Here is a 23,739-nt window from a genome sequence, read left to right as displayed (position 1 = left end):
GCGTTCCCCGGTCACTCAACCGTGGCGACGTACCGGCTCGCGCATCAGCACAAACTCTTCCGCCGACGTGGGATGCATTGCCATGGTGCTGTCGAAGTCGCGCTTGGTGGCTCCCGCGGTGACGGCGATGGCCAGTCCCTGGATGATTTCCGGCGCATCGGCTCCGAGCATGTGAATGCCGGTCACGCGATCGGTGGTTCGATCGACGATGAGTTTCATGTAGGTCCGCTCCTGGCTGCCGGCGAAGGCCTTCTTCATGGGGCGGAACTGGCTCACATAGACGTCCGTCGGCCCGCGCTCCATGGCCTGCGTTTCCGTGAGCCCGATGGTGGCGATCGGGGGGAGCAGAAGACGGCGCTGGCGACGTTGGCGTGGCTGGCCTGGATGTGCCGGCCGCTGAATTCGGTGTCGGCAAAGGCCCGGCCCTCCGCAATGGCAACCGGGGTGAGGTTGATGCGATTGGTGACGTCTCCGATGGCCCAGATGCCGGGCGCTGTGGTGCGGCTGTCGGCATCCACGGGAATGGCCCCTGACGCATCGGTCCGGATGTCCACACTCTCGAGGCCCAGGCCCCAGGTGTTGGGTTTGCGACCCGTTGCGTTGAGCACCGCATCGGCCCGCAAGACCCCGCCATCTTCGAGACGGAGCGAGAAGCCGTCGGAGTCTTTCGACAGGGCTTTCGCCCGCATGCCTGCGTGCAGCTTCACGCCCAGCGACTCGAGCGCCTGCGCCGCCTGTGCGCGCAGATCCTCATCGAAGCCGCGCAGTGGCAGGTCGGCGCGATAGCCCATCGACACGTGCACGCCCAGCCTGGCGAGAATCGACGCGAACTCGACGGCAATGTATCCCGCGCCAATCACCAGAAGCGACTTCGGCAAGGCATTCAGTTGCAGAACGTCATCGGACGTCCAGGCCTGTTCCAGCCCTGGAATGCCATCGGTCGACGGCGCACCGCCGGTGGCGATCAGAATGCGTTCGGCACGGTAGGTCTGCCCATCCGCCTCCACCGTGTGCTTGCCAGTGATGCGTGCATGAGCGAGCAGCGTCTGCACGCCGGAGTTCGACAGCATCTGGCGATACACGCCCTCGAGCCGGTTCAGTTCATGGTCCTTGGCCTGAGTCCAGCGGGCGATGTCGAATTGCGTGGAAACCTCGGTCCAGCCAAAGGCGCTGGCTTCACTGAAGACACCGCTCATCTCCGATGCATACATCATGAGCTTCTTGGGAATGCAGCCGCGCAGCACGCAGGTTCCGCCTACGCGGGTGCCCTCGATCAACAGCACCTTGGCTCCGTGGCTGGCCGCACGCCGGGAGGCAGCGATGCCTCCCGAGCCTGCGCCGATGACGATGAGATCGAATGTGTTGGCAGTTGTCATGTCCTGTGAGCCTGAGTCAGTTCGGGAAGGGCCAATGCGCGTTGCACGGCGGGGCGCAAGGCAATGTGCCCGCGCCACTCGTTCAGACGAGGGTATGCGGCGGCATCAATGCCCATCTTTTCCGACAATCGTAGCCAGGGAAAGATTGCCATGTCCGCGATGGAGTATTGCGCGCCTGCGAAGTAGGCGTTGCTCCGCAGATGCTGTTCCATCACGGAGTGGATGCGCCGCACCTCGCCCCCGAAACGTTCGAGCGCATACGCATCCGATGGCTCCGAAGAAGGGGCTGAACGGGAACGTCCCCGAAAATGGCTGAGCTGTCCCATCATGGGGCCTACGGCACTCATCTGGAACATCAGCCACTGCATGGCGGCCGAGCGCTCGAGGATGTCCTGCGGCAGGAACCGGCGGTATTTTTCGGCCAGATGAATGAGGATGGCGCCGGACTCGAAGATCGTGACCGGCTTGCCATCCAGGGCATCGCCATCGATCAGCAGCGGTATCTTGCGGTTGACGCCGAGCGGCGCCAGCATGGCGGCGAAGCGCTCCTTGTCGTTGATGTCGGCAGGATGGAGGCGGTAGGCCGCATCGCATTCCTCCAGCATGATATGCACCTTGTGCCCGTTGGGAGTGCCCCAGGTATATAAATCCAGCATCTGAGATCGGTGAAGAGAGGGAGGGAGGGCGAGGCGAGGGATGGAGACCGGGGCGCGCACGGCCCCCGTCATCCTGATCATCAGCTGCCGAAGTCCAGCTTGGCGAGTTTCACCGCCGACAGGTAGGACTGCAGATCGCTGTTCACGCGCGCCGTCATCTGCTCGGGCGTGGACGGCATGACTTCGATGTCGAAGCTCTCGATCTTGGCCTTCACATCGGGCATGGCGAGAATCTTGTTCAGGGCCAGATTGGTCTTCTTGACGATGTCTTCCGGGGTGCCTGCAGGGAAGGCGAAGCCATACCAGACACCCACTTCGAAGTCGCCAGGCACGCCCGCCTCCGTCATGTTCGGCACGTTGGGAAACGACGCGGAGCGCTTGCGGCCCGTCACCATCAGCGGGCGCAGCTTGCCGGATGCAATGAAAGGCTTCGTCGCTGTCGTGGTGTCGATGATGTATTCCACTTCCTTGGACAGGATCGCATTGAGTGCGGGTGAACTGCCCTTGTAGGGCACATGCACGCCATCGAGCCTGGTTGCATTCTTGATCATCTCTGCGGAGAAGTAGGTTCCGAAGCAGCAGGAGGCGTAGCTGAAGTTGCTGTTCTTAACCCGCGATGCGGCTTCAAGTTCCTTGAAGTTGGTGATCTTCGAGTCCGAGCCCACGGCGAGCAGATAAGGGGACTGGCCGATGGTGCCGATGAATGCGAAATCTGCGACGGGATCGAGCGGAAAATCTTTCTTGACCACCTTGTTGAGCGCGAAGCTGCTGGTAGTGAGGCCGATGGTGTAGCCGTCCTTTTCCGAACGCGCGACCGATTGCAATGCAATCACCATGTCGCCCCCGGGCTTGTTCTGCACGATGACGGGCGTCTCCCATTGCTCGTTGAGCTTTTGCCCGACCAGGCGCGCCAGGATGTCTGAAGCGCCGCCCGGTGCGAACGGTACGATCAGGTTGATCGCCTTGCCCTTCTTGGGAAAGTCCTGTGCGGCGACATGGGTGCCGACGGAGAGAATGCTGGCCGCAATCACGGCCGCTGACAGAAGATTACGCTTCACCAATGTCTCCTTTGATTTTGAATGCATGTTGATTCCGGCGCTTCGCGTTCTTGTCCTGAGAGGTGCGCGAAGTCGTTCCGAGATCAAAATGTATTGAATGCAGTGGGATCGTTGGCTAGATTTTCTTGAGGCTGAAACTGGATATTTTTTAGGCGTGGAGCCTTGCAACGGCCGCCGCGCGAACAAGCGCCGCTTTTCGTGAATCCAGCAGATGCAAGGCGACCTGCAGGTTAACTTGGAAAGCGTCTTGCAGTCAGTTGCTTAGTTGCTTCGCTCGGCTTCGTTCCAGAACGCGCGGGCCACTGGCGAGAGCCGGTTGGAGTTCTGGCATGCCAGCGCGATATAGCGTTGGGTGGTGGGGGTGAGCGGCTTGTAGACGACGCCGGGAATGGCATCGGGCAGCGCAAGCCGGGCCAGTATCGATACGCCATGACCATCCGCGACGTACTGCAGAATCGACGTGATCTGGTGCAGCTCGTGCGCGATGCGCGGCTTGAGATCATGCTTGAGCAGCAGCCGGTAGATCAGCGGCTTCGAGCCTGCGCGCGTGAGAAGGAACGGATACTCCATCAGCGCGCTTAGCTCCACCACGTCCTGCAGCGCGAGCGGGTGCCCGTCGGGCAACACGGCGACAAGCTCGTCCATGGCGAGCGTCTGTGTCTCGAGTTCGAGTTTTGGCAGGGGGACGACCGCCAGCTCGATGCGGTGCTCCATCAGATCGAGACTGGTCTGCTCCTCGGGCTTTTCGATGATGTGCACATCGACGCCGGGGTGCTTCTGGCGAAAGGACTTGAGAATCGGTGGAAGTGCCCTGAGTGTGCCGCTGGCACCGAATGAGCCGATGTAGAGCTGCCCGGTCTTGAGGTCTGCATCCGAGCGCGCGATCGACTTCATCAGCTGCATCGACGCGAAGACCTCCTTGGCCAGCGGAAGAATGCGCTCGCCCGCGTAGGTGAGCGGTGCACCGGGTGCGCTACGCTCGATGAGCTGGGCACCGAGTGCCGACTCCAGCGCGCGCAGGGCGTGGCTGGTGGCCGATGGCGACAGGCCAAGCCTTGCACCGGCGCTGGAGATGCCATCCGACTGCACTAGAGCGAGCAGCAACTCGAGTTGCTTGAGCGTCGGGTAATCGTGCTTGCCACCCAGATTCACAGCCTCTGTCTCCCTTTGCCTTCACCAATGCAGCACTGCGTGCGTCGCGTCTGTCTCCAATCGCTTCCATGCTGTCATGGAAGCGATTGGATCGTACACGATCACACGCGAGGCAAGGGCGATACGTTGGTGCGACGCGCTCGATTTCCGGGGAGTGGGCTGTTCACCTCAAGCGGCTGATCTTGCCCCCGTAGTTCCGGACACCGTCCAGTCGCTAAGTTAGCCCTGATGGGCGGGGTGATTCTGCCGTCGTCGGAACTCCCTGGGCGACATCATCTTCAAACTCGAATGTGGGTGGATTTCGTTGAAGTGCTCGAACGCACCCGGCAATTGCGCCAACACGGTCGGCGCATCGCGCAGGTCCATACGGCTCATGTAGTCGCGCTTGAAGGTGTTCACGAAGCTCTCGGCCATGCCGTTGCTCTGCGGGCTACACACGGGCGTGTTGATCGGCTTCAGGCCCAGCGATCTAGCAATGCCACGCGTCTCGTGCGCGATGTAGGCGCTGCCGTTGTCGGTGAGGAACTCCAATTCACGCTCCAGGGGCACGGCTTCAACCGTGCCAAAGCGCCGCTCCACGGCTTCCACCAGCATGTCGCGCACAGGCTCTCCCGCAAGTCCCTTGCCCTCCCAAGCCCGCCAGGCCAGGATCTCCCGGTCGCAGCAGTCCTTGGCGAAGGTGGCTGTGACCGTCTCGCCCGAATCGCACTTGATCTCAAAGCCGTCAGAGCACCAGCGCATGTTGCTCATCGGCACACTGACCTGGCCATCGTGAATGCGGCTCGAATGCCGTCGCTTGGGCGCCTTGGGCAACAGCAGTCGATGCCGCGCCATGACCCGGTAGATGCGCTTGTGGTTCAGCGCCTGTTGACCTTGCGAACGTCGCTCTCGATTGAGCAGCGCACCGGCGCGGCGATAACCATAGCTGGGCAACTCGGCAATGTGGCGCCGCAGGTCGGCCAGCAAGAGCTCATCCTGGGCCGGGGTGCGGCCTCTGCGGCTGTCCTGCCAGTGGCCAGGGCGGTGATGCCGCACATGCAGATTCGAGCGCGCCACGCCCAGCACCGAGCAGACCGGCTTCATTGGTCGTCCCCGGGCAACAAGGGCGAGCGCGCAATCCATTTTTTTGCTGCAGCGATCTCCACGGCTTCCTTGAGTATCTCGTTCTCCAAGGTCTTCTTGCCCAACACGCGCTGCAGCTTGGCGATCTCGGCACGGGCGGCTGCCAGTTCCGATGCCGGCACAACGGCCTCGCCTGCACCGACAGCCACCAGCGCGCCTTCGCGCTCCAGCCGCCGCCAAGTGAATAGCAAGCTCGCCGACACGCCCTCCTGGCGGGCCACGAGCGAGACGCTCATGCCCGGTTCATACGTCTTGCGAACCAAGGCGGCCTTCTCGGCAGCCGACCAGCGCCGCCTGCGCTGGTCTCGGGTGATGACCTCAATCGTTTCTGTATGCCTAGTCATACGCACAGTCCTATGCCTATCTCGAAGATAAGCGATGGACCGTGTCCGGAGATTCAAGGGGCTATCTCACGGCTTTCAATTCCGCTTCGTTGGAATAGCCGGAGACAAAGGGTTTTCGCTCCCCCGTTTCCACGACGAACACATGGCGCGAGATGCGGCCGATGTTTCCGCCGTAAACATGGATGCTGATCGACACGCGGTCTTCGTAGAGATTGGAGACGCGGTGGATGTCTCCAATGGTAGGTGATACGCAGTCGACATCTCCCGGGTTGAGCTGCTCCGATCCCAGCGAACGCATGCTCTTGCCGTCTTCCGCATACTCGAACAGTTCCCCGACTTCGCATCCACGCATCATGCCGATCAGCGCCCAGACCGTGTGGTTGTGCACGGGCGTCTTCTGACCGGGACCCCAGACAAAGCTCACGACGGAGAAGCGATCCTGCGGGTCTGCATGCAGCAAGTACTGCTGGTAATACTGTGGATCGGGCTTGGCGTAGCGCTCGGGCAGCCAGTCATCCTTTTCGATCAGCTGCTTGAGCACCGCACCGCCTTTCTCCAGGATGGTGGGCTCGTCTCCGTGGTGCTGATCGATCACCTTGGTGAAGTCGGTGACGAACTGCTGGAACTTGGCTGGCATGTCAATCATGGGGGGGCTCCGTATGGTTCGAGTGTGAAATGCATGACCGTTGTGCGATCAGGGCTTGGCCTGAGCCGCGTAGCCATCGCGTGTCTGCGGCAGCTTCATGTTCAGCAGCCTGGATGCCACCTGCGTACGCAGAATCTGAGCAGTGCCTCCGGCGATGGTGAACATGCGGGCGTCGCGCACATGGCGTTCCATGGGGTTGTGGCGTCCGTAACCCGAGGATCCGTAGAACTGCAGCGCATCGTTGGTGACCTTGTTGGCGGTCTCGGCGGCCATGATCTTCGCGCGCGCGGCCTTGTCGATGTCCGGGAAATGCTCACCGCTGGCGGCCGCATGGCGAAGCATCAGGCGCGCAGCTTCCAGCTGGGTGGACATGTCGGCCAGCATCCACTGCAGGCCCTGGAATTCGGCGATCGGGCGACCGAACTGTTCACGAGTCTTCAGATATGCCATGCCCTCCTCGAACGCACCCTGCGCAATGCCCAGCGCCACCGTGCCCGCACCAACGCGCTGCGCATTGTAGGCATTCATCAGCGACGCAAAGCCGCGCTTGAGTCCGCCAGGCGGAACCACCAGCATGGACTTGTGCACGCGCAGGTTGCGGAACTCCAGGTGCGTCTCGGGGATGCCGCGCACACCCATGGCGTACAGGCGGCGTCCAATCACGAGCTGGTCTGCCGGGGTACGGTCGCGCACGCAGATGAACGCGCCCACGCCCTGGTCCACGCCATCGTCGAAAACACGTGCAAAGATGAGGTGCAGGTTGGACACGCCGCCACCGGTGATCCAGTACTTTTCCCCGTTGAGAATGTATTCGTCGCCTTTGCGATCGGCGCGCGTGGTCATCTCGCTCGCCGCGCTTCCGGCATGGGGTTCCGAGATGCAGATGGCGGGCTTGTCGCCACCAAGCACCAGTTCGGCGGCCATGTTCAATTGCTCTGGAGTGCCGTAGGTGGCGATGGCGCCGATCGCGCCCATGTTGGCTTCCACCGTGATGCGCCCCATCGTCGCGCAGGCCTTGGCCATCTCCTCCACGACGATGACTGCATCGAGGTAGCTCATCCCCTTGCCGCCCGCCCGCTTGGGAAGCGTCATGCCCATGAAGCCGGCATCGCGCAGCTTGGCAATGTTGTCCCAGGGATATTGCTCGGTGCGATCCGTCTCGGCGGCGGTCGGGGCAAAGGCAGTCTGCGCAAGCTCGCGCGCGCGGGCCTGCAGGTCGAATTGTTCTTTGGTAAGTTCGTACATGAGTGGGGCTCCGGAGGAAGGATGAATGGAGTTCTGTGGAAAGTTCAGTGCTCGCCAAGCCAATCGCGCAAGACGCTTTGCGCATGCTCGTTCAGGCGTGGGGGAGGGCGGCGGTAGCTGGGAGGGGTGGCGGACATCTTCAGCGGATTCGCCAACAGGCGGATCTCTCCGCCTTCCGCCCATTCGCAAGGCATGCGCAATTCGGAGCCTCGCGCGATCACATGGGGATCGCTGAAGACGTCGTTCAGGTCGTTGACGGGGCCGCAGGGCACCCCCGCGCTTTCGAGCTTCTGCAGCCAATGGCTGCGCGGATGCTTCTTCAGCAGGCTGGCGACCTGGTCGACAAGTGCCTCGCGATGGGCAATCCGTTGCACGTTGGTTGCATAGCGTGGATCGTCGGCGAGCGCTTCGGCCTCTGCCATCTGGCAGAAGCGCCGGAACTGCGCGTCGTTGCCGACCGCGAGAATCATCGGCGAGTCGGCGGTAGGGAACACCTGGTAGGGCACGATGTTGGGGTGTCCGTTGCCCAGCCGGGTTGGCAGCTTGCGCTCGGCCAGGTAGTTGGTGCCCGCATTGACCAACCAGGCGATCTGCGTGTCGAGCAGCGAGATGTCGATATGCTGCCCCTGTCCAGTCTTGTCGCGATGCTGCAGTGCTGCCAGCATGCCGACCGTGGCGTACATGCCGGTCATCACGTCGGCGATGCCGACCCCCACCTTCATGGGCTCCCCGTTCGGAACGCCCGTCAGGCTCATGATGCCTCCCATGCCCTGGATGAGAAAGTCGTAGCCGGGCCTGCTGGCATAGGGGCCGGTGTGACCGAAGCCTGTGATGGAGCAGTAGACGAGGCGTGGATAGCGTTCACGCAGTTGTTCATAGGAGAGCCCGTACTTGGCCAGGCCGCCAGCCTTGTAGTTCTCGACCAGCACGTCGGCCTGGGCCAACAGCCGGTGAATGAGCTCGCGACCCTCTTCGCTGGCAATGTCGATGGCGATGGAGCGCTTGTTGCGGTTTGCCGCAAGGTAGTAGGCACTTTCGTTCGTGGGGCTGCCATCGCGATCGGCAATGTAGGGCGGGCCCCATTTGCGGGTATCGTCTCCTTCGTCGGGGCGCTCGACCTTGATCACGTCGGCTCCCAGGTCCCCCAGCAATTGGGTTGCACTGGGCCCTGCGAGGATGCGAGAGAGATCCAGTATCCGGATTCCACTCAACGCTCCTTCATGCGCTTGCTCTGGCATCGTTCTGCCTTCCTTCCAACTTCGAGAATGGGCTGCCTGGCCAGCGTCCATCGATGCACACGCCAGCAATGGCTTTGAAGTATGTTTCCGACTACCTTCATGCTCAATTGAGTTTTTTTTCAAACCAAGCGCTCTATGCTCTGTATGAGGCCTCTTCGAATAGAAGGCGCAACCCAACAAGTGACAGGAGGATGGAATGAAGGCAATTCAGGATTGCTACCCGCCGAAATACGCACACTGCTACGGTTGTGGGCACGGGAACCCGGCGGGGTATCAGCTCAAGAGCTATTTGCAGGAAGGAATCACGCAGGCGCGTTTTACGCCCGGAATGCAATACAGCGGAGGTGTACCTGGCCATGTCTATGGCGGCATGATTGCATCGCTGTTGGATTGCCACGGAACGGCCTCTGCCGCAGCCTTCGCAAGCCATGAGCGCGGCGTTGCGATGGAGGAGCAGATCGAACCGCCGCGTTTCGTGACCGCATCGCTGAAAGTTGATTTCAAGAACCCGACTCCCCAGGGTGTCGAATTGCTGGTGCGCGGAGAATTGATCAGCGTGGAGGGGCGCAAGGTACGTGTGGCGCTCAGCTTGCACGCGAATGATGTGGTGTGTGCGACCGGGGAAATGCTGGCGATTGAGTTGCGAGCTGGAGCATGACTGCGATGCCACCGACTCGGGGCAAGCCATTCATAGAGCCACTGAAGCCTCCTCGACTTGCGGGGCAATGCATTGTTGAAGATGAGATCGTGGCAATGGGTTCGGTTCCCGCACGGCCATGCCCTCCGTCTCGACCCGGCTTGAGCGCCACGCCGGAATAACCGCTCCAATCCTTATCAATGCAAAGGCCGCCCACTTGGACGGCTTTCTCACTGCGTCCACAGATAGACAACAAAAAACCCGCGATGCTAGATTGCATGCGGGTTTTGAGACTATGTTGGACTGCAAGAGATGGTGTCTTGGCCCCAGAGGGGCTAACATTTAAACGATTAGGCTGCATGGATGCTTGATTTGGTGTACGGACTTTGAAAAAGTACCGTCAAAAATACCGACAAAAGAAAAAGTGACCCTGCGATGATGCTAGTTCTCATCAGCAGGAGCGCGATGCCATGGCCATCTCGAAGCGAAAAAGCGAACTTCCAGCCCCGCAACGACCCCATCAGAAAACACCCCAACAGCTAAAGCAGTGGGATGCTTACTTGGCATTGTGTGAGCAGCGCGAGGCAGAAGCACAGGCAAAGGTAGCGCATTTGAAGCGGGCGAGTGAGCTTGCAAGTCAGGCGGGAAAGCATGCTCAAGCACAGCAGATTCGTCAATTCGCTGAAGATGTGCTTTCTAGACTCGATCCCAGCACATCGCTTGATGTTCGCTGTAAGGCCGAAGCGTGGCGGCAGGAAGTACTTGATCTTGCTGAACGCATCGACCCTATACCGCCAATCATCCTCGGCTTCAGCTACACCAATCCACGCCAAGACAAGTAACCGTGCGGCCTAGCCTCGCGGAATGAGGGCGCAGTCAGTGCCTCCCTAGAAAAACGAATTTTCCATCTTGACAGTGCAAAAATTCTGGCCGTGGCTCGGTTCTGGCGAGGAGAGGGGGCAACTTTTGATACCCCTTCGCAACGTTAACAAGAGACTGGCCAGCTTTAACAAGAATCAGCAAATCAAACGAATTCAAAGAGACCCCAAGCCCAGCATCCATGCGGGTTAGCGGCCATTTGCTGATTGATTCCATTTGATTAACAAATTCATAGGGGGGATTTTTTTCTGCGCGTGCGGAACAGCGGGGTTTCCGGCCAGAAGGCTCTAGCCTTTGAGGGCTACCCCCCATCAGCTCAGATGACCCCACCTCAACCCCGAAGCAAGCCGGGTTGGGTAGTACCGACTGACGCCGAACTCAACCGCCAATGCCTTGTCCGACTCACCAGAAGATCGCCTCTCACGGATCTGTTGAACCTGTGCATCGGTCAGCTTGCGATGACGCGCTCTCATTCCCCTCCCCAAGGTTCCGTGTCGAATTGCATCCTGTGCGTTGTCGCGGAAGCTTCCCCATGCCAAATTGCTGGCATGGTTGTCGATGCAGTTCCCATTGAGGTGACGTGCCAGATTGCGATCAGCACATGGTGGCTCACCATGGAATGCAAGACATACAAGTCTGTGCACGGGATATCGACGCCTGGCCTTCCTTCCTTGAATGTGAACACCGAGTGTCACATTTAGATAGCCATTTACCATCCTCTGTTTCAGCTCGCGCACGCCATCGCGCAATGAATGACGATGGCGACCGGGCTCCCCCAGTCCGACCTTTCGGCTTAACCAGCGCCCCAAAAACAAAAGGCCCCGACCATCTCTGATCGGAGCCTTGCCACCCTAGTTGCGGCCTCAGTCAAACAGACTGTCTGCGAGCATCTCGGCGAACTGCCGCCAGCTTCAGTCTTTCAGGATGCGTGTACATCCGCTGGAGCAACTCATATGTGAAATCCCTTATGTCAGCCGCATCTATTTCACTCAGCAGCCCCTGATGCGCTCCATCATTTCCATCCTCACGAATGCAAAGTGAAAGCTCTTCAAGAACGGGGTCAAGACGGTTTGTCTTTAGTAGCCAGTTGACGCGCAGCCCAAGAGATCGGCGAATTTTGCTATTCAAGCCATCAACATCTTGCGCCGGCAAAATATTAGATGTGGCCATATCAAGACAAAGCCTAAACATTGTTCCAGCCGCATTGAAGCACCTGAGCGACTCACAAACAGCCCCCTCTTTAAATATCTTAGCAATGTCGTCAGGGACATGCTCAGGAGGTTCTGAAGATGCGGAAAGATCACGAGGGGAGACAAACCCCCTAACTGAAACAGCATCATTGGCTGTTCTAGCAATTCCCTCACCAAAAAGATTTCGAAACGTTTTCACGTCCATTGGATGGAGTGATGCGCAGATAAAAACTGTGGATTTGCGACAGTGACGACAGATAGAGAAAACTTCACCGACAGTAGTCGTTAACGCTTTTGTATTGATATTTGCGACATTCAAAGCATCAAACGTTATCTGTTTAGCACCGCATCGCGGACAGTTATGAATCAGTTGAGTCATATGCGCATTCTGACACACCGACTCCTGATTTGACCTGCGCAATTGCCGCCACAAATGAAAACCCCGCTGGGAGAACCATGCGGGGTCTATGCCTGCCACGTAGCAAAGGTAGGTGCTACTGCTTGCTCTCGGGGTTTACTCGCTCAGGCCCACTCGCCGAGTAACGGCCAATGTTTAGGCCTTCACGCCTGTGATGACGGCCAGCGCTTTCGGATAGCTGATTGCGATGTCTGCACGGACATGGCAGATGAAGCCGACTTCACCAGTCCCGGCAAACAGCTCCTTAGCGAGCTGAATGCTGATTTGCTCACGCATCATGAAGTTCACCTTGCTGAAGTCACCCACATAGATCTCGGAACAGTCAGTGCCAGTGCCTACCGTCAGATCATTGGGGATCGCGGTGGTGCTGAGCAGGGCCAACTTCTCGATCATGTCTGGCTTGCGCAATGGCTGGCCTGTAGTGTCCACCAGGCCGCCGAGCTTCACCAGCGAGCGAGGGCTCATGATGGCTGCGGTGGGATGTGGCGCATTGGCTTGCAGGATGCTTTGAATGGCCGTGAAGAAGTTGCCATAGCCTGCCAGTGAAGCACCATTCGCACCATTGGTGATCGATGCTACGCCTGCGGTGTTGGAGATGCCAAGCGGCTCGGGGTTTGTGCCGCTACCACGCAAGGCAGTGCGATCCAACTCAACAGCAAAGGCTTGTGCAATTGCAGTGGTCAGCGCCTGAGAGAGATTCGGCGCATCGGCCAGCAGCTCGCGAGAAATCTTGAACATAAATGCCAGTGACTTCGGCATCGATTGCACGGCGCGGAACGTAGGTTCCGAGTTCGCCACGTTGCCCGATTCGAGTCGCCATGCAGCTTTGGGGATGGTGTCCATAGCCACGGTGGTGAACATCTTCGCACCAGAGTCCAAAGGCACGATTCCAGCCCCAGCGCTCAGCACTGACGATGCAGGCACCAGAGCTTCCAAAATGCTCGGCATCACGACGGATGGGAGTGCAAATCCGCCTGCGGTATCGGTGCCCGTAGACAGGGCGGCGCGGACTGCTTCGCTGCTGTTCATTCCCGCCACACCGCGCACGAAGTCATCGAGTGCGAACGGGGCGCCACCGCTACCGTGAATGCGATTCTTGGCCGCGTAGTGGCTGCGAATGTCGGCAGCAGAGTGCAGAGCCTTCAGTGGCGTACCGTCGCTGTTTTTCCAGCCACTGCCGCTCAGTGCGCATGCCGCGTGTTCGTTGCCGGCACGCTGATTCTGCTCGTTCTCGTGCTCGATCTTTCCGGCAATGCGCTCTGCTTCAGAGATCATTTGATCGACTCGGTTTGCGATATCGACGGGCATTTTTCCGGGGTGTTGCTCCATCAGTGCATTGACCTGAGCGACCTTCTGGTCATATTCGTGGCGCAGTTTTGCGAGTTCAGACATGGTGAAATTCAATACCAAAGTTAAGGTGCCTGTATCTTCTCTTGGTGCACCATAGCGCCGCAACGCGGCAACCGGGTGCATACATACATCAGGTGGTATCAGGCTGGTGCAGGCAGTGACTTCAGGCGCTTTTCGAGAAGCCAGCGATCAAAGTCGGCACGCGCAATCACAGTGATTCCAGGCGTGATCTCGAAGAAACGCGGGAACGATGGATCGCGTTTGAGCATGCGTGTCAGCGTGTGGCGGCTCACGCCCAGCTCGAATGCAACAGCCTGTTTGCGCATGAATTGGGAAATTGCTCGCTCTGTCATGGTTTGTGGTTCCTGCTCGGATATTGACTCTTGAAGTGATTGGCCAGATCAGCCCGCTGAAACGGGGGTATCTCCAGGCATTGCCGGCGCATTTCCTCTCGGGCCTGCGGACTGTCGTTGTGGTGGTCGCATGCACGCATGGCGGCGTCCAGCAGCTCGGCTGTGGTGCGGGCCGACTCCTGAATGCAGAGGATCAACGCGGCTTTGTTGTCCCGGATGGCGACGCGCTGGTCGGGTGTGAGCACTCCAGCAGGCACTGTGAGGTGCGCGCCGTCTTCGGTGACTTCTGGCTCGATTCCATGGGCCAGCAGATCGGCCAGGATTGCTTCGGCGCTCATCAAAACATCTCCTTAGATCTGGCGGCAAGCGGGGCATTGCCAACCGCGCATTGATCGGCAAGTTGCTCATTTCCGTCCGAAGATGCCCCGAAGGTGCCCAAGATGCCCTGTTTTGAAAGTTGGGCACCTTGGGCATCTTCGAGGGCATCTTCGCCTTCGCCCACTGCAGAAATCCATTCCATCTTTGGCATGAAGTCATCGGGAAGCGACCAGTACCAGCCCCCATCCAACCCACCTTTTCGAGGTTTGATTCCCATTTTTTCGCGCACAGTGCGGATCTGCTTTTTGCTGTACCCCATGCCGACAATCGCAGCTTCGACCTGTTTGCTCTGGCGGCAACCATCCTTGAGTTCGGCCCACATGAGCATGGGCAAATCCGTCTTACCCGCAGAGACTTCTTCCATCTCTTCATCGGGGTCGGTCAGCAGGTCACGCGCAGTACCTTGGACGGCCTTTCCCCAAGCAATGCAAGAGGCCTGAATGCCGGGAATCGGCTCGCGCTGCTCAAGGTGGTACTCAAACCCTCCATCGTCGGGGCCGATATTGGATTTGCTGCGGGCCAGAATGCGGCAGTCCTGGCCGTCAACCTCGCTCTTGACCTTGGCGGCGACCAGCACGATGCGAGCCACGGCAGTGAATGCCACACTTCCCACCACGCGCTGAGCCGGGTCTGTACCTTGCCCGCCTTTGGAGAAGTGGGTGATACCCAGCACCGCGCAATCGCAGGCATCGGCCAGGTCAACCAGCGGTTGCAGCGCCCGGCGCACTTCGGTGTTCTTGTGGCTGTCACCAGTCACGGCAGACACCACCGGATCCACCACCAGCAGGCGAACACCACCAATTGCATCGATGGCCTCACGCAACTGCTGCAGGTCTCGAGCGGGATCGAAGGGCACCACCACGCCATCACGCATAGCGCCCTTGACGAAGTGGCAACGCGAGCGATCAGCCCCAGCCGCCAGCAGTCGAGGCAGCAGCGTATCGGCGGGGTCGTCTTCACCGCTCCAGATGAGGATGTTGCCTTGCGCGCAGCGCTCACCATCAGGCCAGCGCCCGCCAACTGTCACCGTGGCAGCCATGGCCAATGCAATCGTCGTCTTGCCTTGACCAGGTGCACCGGCAAGAATGTGCAGCTTCTTGAGCGCGAGCCAGTACCTCCAGAGCCAGGCCACCGGTTGGGGCGTCAAGTCCGCACCGCTCACCAGCACCACACGATCCATGGGCACATGCTCAGCAATCTCAAAGGCTTCAGTAATGGCATTCATTGCGATGCCTCCTTTTCTCGAATCAGGCGGCGCAGATCGTTGAAATCCGTGTCCTTGGGGCCACGTTGCAGGTCTGTGAAGTCAGGCACGGCCAGCAGCCCACCGACAGCGCGAGCGGCTTCCGTTGCCGCAGTCATGCCGGGGTTACCTTCGGTCATCCAATCGTCATCAGCGGCCACGTAGAGATCGGTGCACGGATACTTGGCGCGCAGGGCTTTGGCGACCGGCAGCAAGTTGCCCGAGTTGAAGGCGATCGCCACCGCGTGGCCTGTGTCCTCATGCACGGTGGCACCAGTGGCATACCCCTCTGCGATCACGATCCGGCCAGATGGCCTGCCAATCGAGTGATAGCAACCCTTCACGCGGCCACCGGAAAGAAAGCGCTTGTGGCCAATGCGGTCGATGGTTTGCAGGCTGTGAAGCACGCCATTGGAGTCGCGCAGCGGCACCAACAGTAGACCACCATGAACACGCAGACCGTGGGCCTTCACGCTCTTGGCTGTGAGGTAGGAGTGATCCATAACCGGATCCGATGCAAGCCAGCGCTGTGCGGCTTCCGCCGCGGCCAGCGCCTGCCTCTCGCGCTGCTCGGCGTCGTGCTGCTTGCGCAGGGCATCCATGCGGCGCTTGTGGGTCTTGCGCTCGGTATCGGAAAGCTCGCGCTCGTCGCGCTTGCTGACGATCAGGCCGCATTTGAAGCAGTGCGCAATGCCGTGTTCGGGCGAGAGGATCGTCACGCCCATATCCTTCTTGCGGGGCTTGGTGCCGCACGCTGGGCAGCAGATCCGATGATCGCCGGGCTCCAGTTCATGCCACGGGATTTCATAGGTCATGCTGCCGCCCCCGCTGTGCAGGTTGATCCGCATGGAATCGCTGCCTTGGTGGTAGGTACAAGCAGCAGTGCGCCACTTGCCTTTGCGCTCGCGGAAGGTCAGTCTCAGGCTTTCGTAGTAGGTCGCGTTCAAACCCCATAGCGCACCTCCTCATCCACGAACTCGACCATTTGCACAAGCACCTCAAACTGGCGCTGTGTAGTGGTCAACCTGCGGTAGTACAGAGAGTCACGGCGGCTGAATGTCTGTGCGCCCAGATTGACAGCGGCGCCAGCCATGAACCATCGGTTCTCGAAAGTGCTGCGGTCCAGCGGTAGGTCTGCACGCAGCAGACGAATGTGTGCCAGCGCTAGATCCACGGTGAAGTCCACATCCACGTCCTTGTCATCCCATTCCTTATCGTCGAGGCGCGCCCGTATCAAGTGCTCTAGGGTGTGCTGTACATGGGCAACGGCAGTTAGCATGGCCTGGTCGGCGCTGGGTAGGTCAGGCTGTTTTTGGCAAGGCTCCGCCTGCACTGCCACGCGGGCAGCGTTTTTCTTGGTGCTCATGGGTTTATGCCTCCGCTTGCAATGTGTTGATTGCGGAGAGTGCTTGCGTCAGCTTGCGACGAGCTGCGGCGAAGTTACCGCGCTCGATGTAGCTGGATGCCAGATTCGCGGCATTGAAGGCAGCGAGCACGGCGTGCAGATTGGATGCTGGGATTGCGTCCTGCTTGGACGGTGTAGGCGCGAAGGTGCGCTGGGTGATGACGGACATGGGCTTGGTTCCTGTTGGACTCAAGAAACCCACTCGGCACGTTTTCAAGCATGACGGGTGGACGAGATGTTGAAAACACGTCAACAGCCGTGCGGCCATCCTCGCGGGTAGGCCCATCTCGCCCGTAAACATCTGGGACGGCGCGACGAAGCGCACCATTCCCGAAATTTTGGGCATGACAAAACCCCGCATATCGTTGGGGGTCGCAAACGCTGTTGATGTGGTGTTTTCAAGCACCGGGCCGCTAGGCTTGGCACCAGTGTACCGACTTTCGTCGGTTTCGTCAGTGCGCTCTTGGCGCTTTTGTGCAAATTCGACGCAGCTCATGCAGCCTCCTTACTTCGAGTCAGAAGCGAGATTGGCGATGAGTTTGTCGATGTCTGCGCTGCGCCAGCAGGTGGTGCGCGGCCCCAGCTTCACAGAGGCCGGAAACTTACCGGACTTAACGCCAGCCCACCAGGTGGCACGGCTGACCGGAACACGTTGGAGAACGTCGCGCAGACGCAGAAGCGTTTGAGAAGTAGTGCTGGCCATAGGTGCTTAATTTCCACAGTATGAAAAACAAACGCACCGGAGCCACAAAACAGGTCAAGAAAGTGCATGTAGCGCACACGCTGGACGCATGATCAGTACACGGCTTGCCTTGACCGGTGTACGATTCGATTGCTTTGGCCTGAGAAACTTAAGCACTCGCATCGGTTTTTCCGGTGCACCCCAGACCCCTTAAGCCGCACCCCGGTTTAGGGGGTTTGTTCTTTGTGGATCTGGCCTGTATCGGATGAACGTGTCACTCGATGGACTAAGTATCCAACACTCCGTGAGCGGATACACAACTGGCTCGAAATCGTTTCCCCAAAAACTTCCGCAAAACCGATGAAATTCACATGGATCTAAATGGAGCTTTTAGTACTCTACAGTACTCGGGAGTACTCAAGGAGATTCAAGACGGCCATAGGCGAGAACTGTATTGGTAGCGATAACTAACTTTTAAATTTACAAAATATTACCAATTGTCCGCTGCGTCTTGACGTTGTCGGCCGTGATGACGCCGAACAACTTGCCAAAGAGGTCGTACAGCTAATCGTCCTCATCGTAAACATATGCGATGAGGCCGTCTGAGTTGGTTTCGCTCTTCGCATCGTTCAGCGAGTCGAGCAGTTATGCGGACTTTAGTTGTGTGACTTCGCCACCTTGCTTGAGTCTGTCGAGGTAGTCGGCCCACTCAACCATCATCTTGCGCCGCTGGACCATGTACGCAGCTCGGTCATAGGCGGCGCCAAGCGGGCCGGATTTCCCATGTGCGAGCTGGGCCTCGATCACGTCAGCATCGATACCGGGTAAGCGTTCGACCATGAGCGTTCGTGCCATCGCCCGAAAGCCGTGTGCGGTCATCTCGTCACCAGTAAATCCCATTCGCCGCAGCGCTGCATTCACCGTGTTTTCGCTCATCGGGCGCTCGCCAGTGCGTAGGCTCGGGAACACGTATTTACCGTGTCCTGTGAATGGCTGTAAATCCTTGAAGATCGCCACGGCCTGCGGTGCGAGCGGCACAAAGTGTGGCCTGCCGTTGAGCTTCTGGGTTTTCGTGCGCTTCATGCTCATGGATGGAATGGTCAGCATGGCCTCGTCCAGGTTGACCCAGGCCCACTCCATTTGCCGAATGTTGCCAGGCCGCTGAAAGAGTAGGGCGGACAGTTGCAGCGCTGCTGTGGTGCTCGGCTGGCCGGCGTAGGCGTCGAAGGCCCGCACCAGTTGCCCAGCTTGTATTGGGTCTAGGACAGCGGCCATGTGTTTGACCGTCAACGGCTCCAGAGCACCTGCCAGATCGTTCACGGGGTTTATGGTGCATCGTCCGGTCTGGATGCCGTAGCGGAAGACCTGTCCAGCAGTCTGGCGCAGCGTGTGAGCGGTTTCCTTTGCACCTCGTTTTTCCACCTTGCGCAGATAGGTCAGCAGCATTGGCGCGGTGATGTCTTGTAGCTTCATGCGGCCAAGTGGTGGGAATAAATCCTTCTCCATGCGGCCTATCCACTTTTCCGCGTAGGTGTCGCTCCAGCCGCTTCTTTTGATGCCGTGGAACTCGCGTGCGATAGCTTCATAGGTGTTTTCGGCGGATACCGTCAGTGCCACTTTCTGGGCTTGCTTGACTACGCCGGGGTCAATCTCGTCTGCCAGCAGCGCCCGGGCTTCTTCTCGTCGCTGGCGGGCCTTGGCGAGTGTGACAGCGGGGTAGACGCCCAGCGCCAGTGTTTTGCGCTTCCCAGCGAATCGATAGTCCATTCGCCAGTATTTGCCAGAAGGCTTCACCAGCAGATACATGCCACCACCATCTGCATAGGAGTCGCCCGCAGACTTGCCGCTGGGCTTGACCTGCCGGACAAAGGTATCTGCAAGGGGCATGGCGGTATTTCCTCAGTTGACGGTATCTCATGCGACGGTACTCGGAAGTACCGTCAGAAGTACCGACATTTTGACGGTATCTCATTGGATGTTGCAAGACGAATATAGACAACAAAAAACCCGCGATGCTAGATTGCATGCGGGTTTTGAGACTATGTTGGACTGCAAGAGATGGTGTCTTGGCCTGCCCAGAGGGACTCGAACCCCCGACCTATTGCTTAGAAGGCAATTGCTCTATCCAGTTGAGCTATGGGCAGATTGGATGTTTGCAGCGGCCGGCCGCCTCGCGAATGCGAGAAGACGGCCGGCCGACTTGACGTCAACCCTTAATCATACCTTTTGTCAAAGGCGGTTCGGAGTTGACGGGCAAGTTTCGGTGTCGGGCACCGGCGCGCCGTGGTGCGCATCGCTCAGTCGTTGTCGTCGAATACCAGCGACGGAATGGCCATGATGCGGGCCACCGAGCCCAGGTCGTCGATGATGCGGTTGGCGAAGAAGCTGCTCTGGGTGTCGGGTTCCAGCGCCGCGACCACGAGGTTGGCGAGCGGCTGGTTGAGCGGCACGTAGTAGCTACCCTCCGGAATGTCGATGGAGCCGCGCATGGGAGTGACGCCCACGCGCACGATGGGCGCGCTGTCGGCCGCCGTGCCGCGCACGTCGGGGCGATCCATCGTCTGGCGGCTGTTTTCCGAGTAGGTATCGGCCAGCACGTTGCCGGGTTCGGCCACGCGCATGACCTGCACCCCCAGCATTTCAAGGCGTTCCGCAGCCGCACTTGCGTGGGCGGACAGCCAGTAGCCGCAGGGGCGGGGGCGGGTCTTCTGCGTGCGCAGGTGCAGCGAGGAGTTCCAGTCGAACTGCTGGGCCACGTCGGCGCCGGTGTTCGGGTCGAGCATCACCACTTCGCGCTTCTCGGGGGTCTGCACCGCCTCGATGGCGACATTGCCGCGGCACGCCTGCGAAGAGATATCACGGTTGACGAAGGAGCGCACCTGCTGAAGGTCGGATGCACGTTCGGCGGTAGTCTGCAGTGCGCTGGTGATGGCCGTGACCTGGGTGTGCACGCGGCGCTGGATGTCGGTGCGGCCGATGCCGACGCCGCGTGTTTCCACCAGCAGGCTGACGGCGTTCTTCAGGCCGTTGACGTTGCGGCCGGTGTCGGGCTGCGCGCCGCCCATCGAGAGTGTCCGGTCGTTGGGGTTGGTCGAGGTGGTGTAGTACCAGTCCGCAGTCAGTTGTTGATCACCCAGTGCCTTGCGCATGGGTTCAAGGTACCACTGGGTGGCCGCCTTGGTGACGAACTCGGGCTCGTTGACGGTGGTGGCGTGCTGCAGCAGGGCGTCGTAGCGCTGGATGGCGTTGAATTTCTGCAGATAGCGGCCGATCACGGTGTACTCGTGAGAGTCGATGACGGCCATCGGGCGGTACTTGGAGACCAGCTTGGCGAGCGCCTGGGCTTCCGGTGTGTTGAGCAGCAGGTGATCGCGGTTCATGTCGACGCCATTGGCCGTGACGCGCTGGCCGGCCTGCGCTCCATCGGGGTTGGCGCGCGGGACCACGATCACGTTGATGCGCTGCAGCATGGGCTCGAGCAGGCCCTGCGAAAGCTCGCGGGCCAGCACCATCAGGGCTTCGGCTCCTGCGGGTTCGTCGCCGTGCTGCTGGCCGATCAGCAGGATGGTGGGGCGCTTGCTGTTGTCGAGCGCGACAGCGTCGGTGCCCGAGGCCTGCGTGATGACCAGGGCGTGTATCGGCACACCGCGCTGCGATGTACCCATGGTGATCAGCTCGGTGAGGGTGGGGCGCCGGCTGCTGCCGGCAAGGGCATGCAGCCAGTCGGCGATTTCCGCGTTGGTGCTGAAGCTGCGGCGGCCGGGCTCGAGGCCTGGCGTGTCATAGCGTACGTCCGGTGCCGGGAAGCGGGCTGCCACAGCCGGACTGTAAGGCAGGTCGGCAGCGGGCGCCTCCTGGCCAATGTCGCGCGATTGCAGCGGTGAATCGGCTACGGGCGCTGTTTCCACCTGGCCACGCGACGTTCCCAGTGGCGGCGGCACGACGCGGCCGGTCGAAACCGGAGCCTGGGGTCGGGTGGCGGCAGCATCCTTCGATGACGACGAAGGATGGGTGGGCCATGGTGGCAGCGGTGTGCTGGCGCAGGCGGCCAGCAGTGCGGCAGACATCAGTACTCCAAGCCGCGAGGAAAGCATCGCATGCCGCTTGAGCGTGGCGGCTTCGGGCTGGTCTGCGGGAGGCTGAGTTTTTTTCTGTGTCATGGTGGTCGGAAGGCCGTGGGGCGGCCTTGAAACGCTATGAGGTCGGCAGATGTTACCGCGCGATGATTTCAGAAGGCCGTGCGGGGTGCCAAAGAGCATCAAGTCGCGGCGAATTCGTACAAAAAGACACCGTTCCGCGTGGCAATTGGACCATTGCCGCGATAGGCACGTAATAGGCACGCGATAGCAGACACCGTGCAGGCACCGTGTCCGGTGCAGATGTGAAAAGGCCCGGCGAAACTCGTCGGGCCTTTGTCGATTCTAGCGCAGGGGCTGGGTGCCCTGGTCAGCGGCCATTGCCGCCGAAGCGTCCGCCGCCCCGGTTGTTGCCGCCACCACCGTTGCCGCCACCGAATCCACCACGGAATCCGCCGCCGCCACGGCGATTGCGGTCGCCCATGATGTCGACGCTGGTGCGCATGGGGTCGGGCTGGGCCGGGCCGCCACGGCCATGGCGCGAGCCATTGCCCAAATGGCCGAACTGGGTGCCCAGGTGGGCATTCTCGCCCCGTGGCTGGCTGTCGTCGTGACGACGGCCACCATTGCCATTGCCATTGCCATTGCCATTGCCGCCGGCATTCTCGCCGCCCTGGCGGCGACGGCCGGCGTTGTTCTGCAGCGACTGGCCGGGGCCACGGCGTGGGCCGCGGCGACCTCCGTTGCCGTCCTCGCGCTGGCCGCTGCCCGATGCCTGGTTGCCGTTCTGGCGATCACCGCGGTCGTGGCTGCGTTCGCGGCGCTCGCCGCTGCGTTCATTGCGGGGCTGGCGTGCGCGGGGAGCCTGCTGCTCGCCATCTGCCTGAGCCGCTCCCGCCTCATCGCCTTGCTCTGCATTGCGGGGGCCGCGCTGGCCACCGCGCTTGCCGCGCGAGTCACCCTGGGAAGCCTTGTTGGAGCGGATGCGCTCCATCATTTCCTGACGGGCTGCCTTGGCTGCGGCCTGCATCACGTCGCGCCCTGGCGGCTTGCCCGCACCGCCCCAGATGGTCTGGCGACCCATGGCGATGGGTTCTGCCACTTCGTCGGGGGCGGGGCCGAAGCCCTCGAGCACCTGCACGGGGATTTCCTGCTTGGTGAAGCGTTCGATCTCCATCATGAAGCCTTCTTCGTCCATGCAGACCAGGCTCACGGCGTGGCCTTCGCGGCCGGCGCGGCCGGTACGGCCGATGCGGTGCACGTAGTCCTCGGGGACGTTCGGGATTTCGTAGTTCACGACGTGCGGCAGGTCGTCGATGTCGATGCCGCGGGCAGCGATGTCGGTGGCGACCAGCGCGCGGATCTCGCCCGACTTGAAGCCGCCGAGCGCCTGCGTGCGGGCGCTCTGGCTCTTGTTGCCGTGCAGCGCCATGGCCGTGACGCCGTTCTTGGTGAGGAAGTCGGCCACGTTGTTGGCGCCGAACTTGGTGCGCGTGAACACCAGCACCTGGCTCCAGTCGTTCTCGCGGATGATGTGCAGCAGCACTTCCTTCTTGCGGGCGCGGCCAACCGGGTGGATCACCTGGCTGATGCGCTGCACCGTGGTGTTGCGCGGCGTGACCTGGATCGACAGGGGCTCGCGCAGCAGGCCGTTGGCCAGTTCGCGGATATCGTCGCTGAAGGTGGCCGAGAACAGCAGGCTCTGCTTTTCCCGGGGGACCAGCTTGAGAACCTTCTTCACATCATGGATGAAGCCCATGTCCAGCATGCGGTCGGCTTCGTCCAGCACCAGGATTTCCACGGTGGACAGGTCGAGGAAGCCCTGCTGCTCCAGATCGAGCAGACGGCCCGGTGTCGCCACCAGCACATCCACACCGCGCTTGATGCGCTCGATCTGTGGGTTCATGCCCACGCCGCCGAATACGACGCAGGATTTGAGGTTCAGGTACTTGCCATAGGCGCGCACGGATTCCTCGACCTGCGCAGCCAGTTCGCGGGTGGGGGTGAGCACGAGGGCGCGAATGCCCTTTCCGCCAAACTTGTTCGAAGGTGCGGTACCCTTGGCGAGACGGGTGAGCATCGGCAGCGTGAAGGCGGCCGTCTTGCCGGTGCCGGTCTGCGCTCCTGCCAGCAGATCCTTGCCGGTGAGGACCGCCGGAATCGCTTGCTCTTGAATGGGGGTCGGGTTCTGATAGCCCTGTTCGGTCACGGCCTGCAGAATGGCCGGATCCAGCTCTAGTTCGTCAAATGTCATTTATTTTCGATTGGCGCCCATCCGGGGCGCTGGGTAT

Annotated in this window: 23 protein-coding genes and 1 tRNA gene; 2 read left to right on the top strand and 22 right to left on the bottom strand. The window is 60.4% G+C overall.

Going from position 1 to position 23,739, the window contains the following annotated elements; all coding sequences use genetic code 11:
- Positions 1-15 precede the first annotated feature (15 nt).
- From H9K76_RS23480 to H9K76_RS15460, 9 genes are all read right to left on the bottom strand, one after another.
- Complete coding sequence (locus H9K76_RS23480; RefSeq protein ID WP_246475055.1) at positions 16-303, bottom strand: hypothetical protein; 288 nt, start codon at positions 301-303, stop codon at positions 16-18.
- The gene (locus H9K76_RS15495) at positions 273-1,376 is read right to left on the bottom strand and encodes an FAD-dependent oxidoreductase (RefSeq protein WP_246475054.1); all 1,104 of its coding nucleotides are present in this window, start codon (positions 1,374-1,376) and stop codon (positions 273-275) included. Before H9K76_RS15495 ends, H9K76_RS23480 begins: the two co-directional genes overlap by 31 nt.
- Positions 1,373-2,092, bottom strand: coding sequence for a glutathione S-transferase family protein (locus tag H9K76_RS15490; protein ID WP_187596258.1), 720 nt, complete (start codon positions 2,090-2,092; stop codon positions 1,373-1,375). The genes H9K76_RS15495 and H9K76_RS15490 overlap by 4 nt, the downstream gene beginning before the upstream one ends.
- A 20-nt stretch (positions 2,093-2,112) precedes the next feature.
- Positions 2,113-3,090 (bottom strand): Bug family tripartite tricarboxylate transporter substrate binding protein, encoded by a 978-nt coding sequence (locus H9K76_RS15485; protein WP_187596257.1) that lies wholly within the window; start codon positions 3,088-3,090, stop codon positions 2,113-2,115.
- A gap of 261 nt (positions 3,091-3,351) precedes the next feature.
- Complete coding sequence (locus H9K76_RS15480; protein ID WP_187596256.1) at positions 3,352-4,242, bottom strand: LysR family transcriptional regulator; 891 nt, start codon at positions 4,240-4,242, stop codon at positions 3,352-3,354.
- Positions 4,243-4,461: 219 nt separating this feature from the next.
- Positions 4,462-5,708 (bottom strand): IS3 family transposase gene (locus H9K76_RS15475; RefSeq protein ID WP_425489603.1). Its coding sequence is split into 2 segments (ribosomal slippage): positions 4,462-5,363 and positions 5,363-5,708, totalling 1,248 coding nucleotides; the frame shifts between segments, so codons are not numbered across the junction.
- Between the two features lie 61 nt (positions 5,709-5,769).
- Positions 5,770-6,354, bottom strand: a complete 585-nt coding sequence (locus H9K76_RS15470; RefSeq protein ID WP_187596255.1) for a cysteine dioxygenase family protein — start codon at positions 6,352-6,354, stop codon at positions 5,770-5,772.
- 48 nt (positions 6,355-6,402) lie between these two features.
- Positions 6,403-7,599 (bottom strand): 3-sulfinopropanoyl-CoA desulfinase, encoded by a 1,197-nt coding sequence (gene acdA / locus H9K76_RS15465; RefSeq protein ID WP_187596254.1) that lies wholly within the window; start codon positions 7,597-7,599, stop codon positions 6,403-6,405.
- Positions 7,600-7,643: 44 nt separating this feature from the next.
- Positions 7,644-8,837: a CaiB/BaiF CoA transferase family protein gene (locus H9K76_RS15460; protein WP_187596253.1), complete on the bottom strand. Its 1,194-nt coding sequence runs from the start codon at positions 8,835-8,837 to the stop codon at positions 7,644-7,646.
- 196 nt (positions 8,838-9,033) lie between these two features.
- Between H9K76_RS15460 and H9K76_RS15455 the strand changes: the two genes are divergently transcribed.
- Together H9K76_RS15455 and H9K76_RS15450 are read left to right on the top strand one after the other, a co-directional pair.
- Positions 9,034-9,495: a PaaI family thioesterase gene (locus H9K76_RS15455; protein ID WP_187596252.1), complete on the top strand. Its 462-nt coding sequence runs from the start codon at positions 9,034-9,036 to the stop codon at positions 9,493-9,495.
- A 449-nt stretch (positions 9,496-9,944) separates the two neighbouring features.
- Positions 9,945-10,316 (top strand): hypothetical protein, encoded by a 372-nt coding sequence (locus tag H9K76_RS15450; RefSeq protein ID WP_187596251.1) that lies wholly within the window; start codon positions 9,945-9,947, stop codon positions 10,314-10,316.
- Positions 10,317-11,220: 904 nt separating this feature from the next.
- On the opposite strand, the gene H9K76_RS15445 is transcribed toward H9K76_RS15450, so the two are convergent.
- From H9K76_RS15445 to H9K76_RS15385, 13 genes are all read right to left on the bottom strand, one after another.
- Entirely contained in the window at positions 11,221-11,922 is a 702-nt protein-coding gene (locus H9K76_RS15445) for a DUF4145 domain-containing protein (protein ID WP_187596250.1), read from the bottom strand.
- 174 nt (positions 11,923-12,096) lie between these two features.
- Positions 12,097-13,353, bottom strand: coding sequence for a phage major capsid protein (locus H9K76_RS15440; RefSeq protein WP_187596249.1), 1,257 nt, complete (start codon positions 13,351-13,353; stop codon positions 12,097-12,099).
- Between the two features lie 98 nt (positions 13,354-13,451).
- On the bottom strand, positions 13,452-13,664 hold the full coding sequence (locus H9K76_RS15435; protein ID WP_187596248.1) for a helix-turn-helix transcriptional regulator: 213 nt from the start codon (positions 13,662-13,664) through the stop codon (positions 13,452-13,454).
- Positions 13,661-14,002, bottom strand: coding sequence for a hypothetical protein (locus H9K76_RS15430; protein ID WP_187596247.1), 342 nt, complete (start codon positions 14,000-14,002; stop codon positions 13,661-13,663). Before H9K76_RS15430 ends, H9K76_RS15435 begins: the two co-directional genes overlap by 4 nt.
- Positions 14,002-15,267 carry an AAA family ATPase gene (locus H9K76_RS15425; protein WP_187596246.1) on the bottom strand — a complete coding sequence of 422 codons (1,266 nt, stop codon included), beginning with the start codon at positions 15,265-15,267 and terminating at the stop codon, positions 14,002-14,004. The genes H9K76_RS15430 and H9K76_RS15425 overlap by 1 nt, the downstream gene beginning before the upstream one ends.
- Entirely contained in the window at positions 15,264-16,232 is a 969-nt protein-coding gene (locus H9K76_RS15420; RefSeq protein ID WP_187596245.1) for a toprim domain-containing protein, read from the bottom strand. The genes H9K76_RS15425 and H9K76_RS15420 overlap by 4 nt, the downstream gene beginning before the upstream one ends.
- Positions 16,229-16,651 (bottom strand): hypothetical protein, encoded by a 423-nt coding sequence (locus tag H9K76_RS15415; protein ID WP_187596244.1) that lies wholly within the window; start codon positions 16,649-16,651, stop codon positions 16,229-16,231. Before H9K76_RS15415 ends, H9K76_RS15420 begins: the two co-directional genes overlap by 4 nt.
- A gap of 4 nt (positions 16,652-16,655) precedes the next feature.
- Complete coding sequence (locus H9K76_RS15410; RefSeq protein ID WP_187596243.1) at positions 16,656-17,186, bottom strand: hypothetical protein; 531 nt, start codon at positions 17,184-17,186, stop codon at positions 16,656-16,658.
- Positions 17,187-17,195: 9 nt separating this feature from the next.
- Positions 17,196-17,393: a helix-turn-helix transcriptional regulator gene (locus H9K76_RS15405; protein WP_187596242.1), complete on the bottom strand. Its 198-nt coding sequence runs from the start codon at positions 17,391-17,393 to the stop codon at positions 17,196-17,198.
- Between the two features lie 624 nt (positions 17,394-18,017).
- Positions 18,018-19,259, bottom strand: coding sequence for a tyrosine-type recombinase/integrase (locus H9K76_RS15400; protein ID WP_187596241.1), 1,242 nt, complete (start codon positions 19,257-19,259; stop codon positions 18,018-18,020).
- A 180-nt stretch (positions 19,260-19,439) separates the two neighbouring features.
- Positions 19,440-19,516 (bottom strand) — tRNA-Arg (locus H9K76_RS15395).
- 153 nt (positions 19,517-19,669) lie between these two features.
- Positions 19,670-21,439 carry a M14 family metallopeptidase gene (locus tag H9K76_RS15390; RefSeq protein WP_246475051.1) on the bottom strand — a complete coding sequence of 590 codons (1,770 nt, stop codon included), beginning with the start codon at positions 21,437-21,439 and terminating at the stop codon, positions 19,670-19,672.
- Positions 21,440-21,818: 379 nt separating this feature from the next.
- Complete coding sequence (locus H9K76_RS15385) at positions 21,819-23,702, bottom strand: DEAD/DEAH box helicase (protein WP_187596240.1); 1,884 nt, start codon at positions 23,700-23,702, stop codon at positions 21,819-21,821.
- Positions 23,703-23,739 lie beyond the last annotated feature (37 nt).

It is taken from the genome of Diaphorobacter ruginosibacter (genome assembly GCF_014395975.1).
In the GTDB taxonomy this organism is placed as follows: Bacteria; Pseudomonadota; Gammaproteobacteria; order Burkholderiales; family Burkholderiaceae_C; genus Diaphorobacter_A; species Diaphorobacter_A ruginosibacter.
Note: the sequence above shows the minus strand (reverse complement) of the source record. Positions and strands in the feature narration are given on the sequence as shown.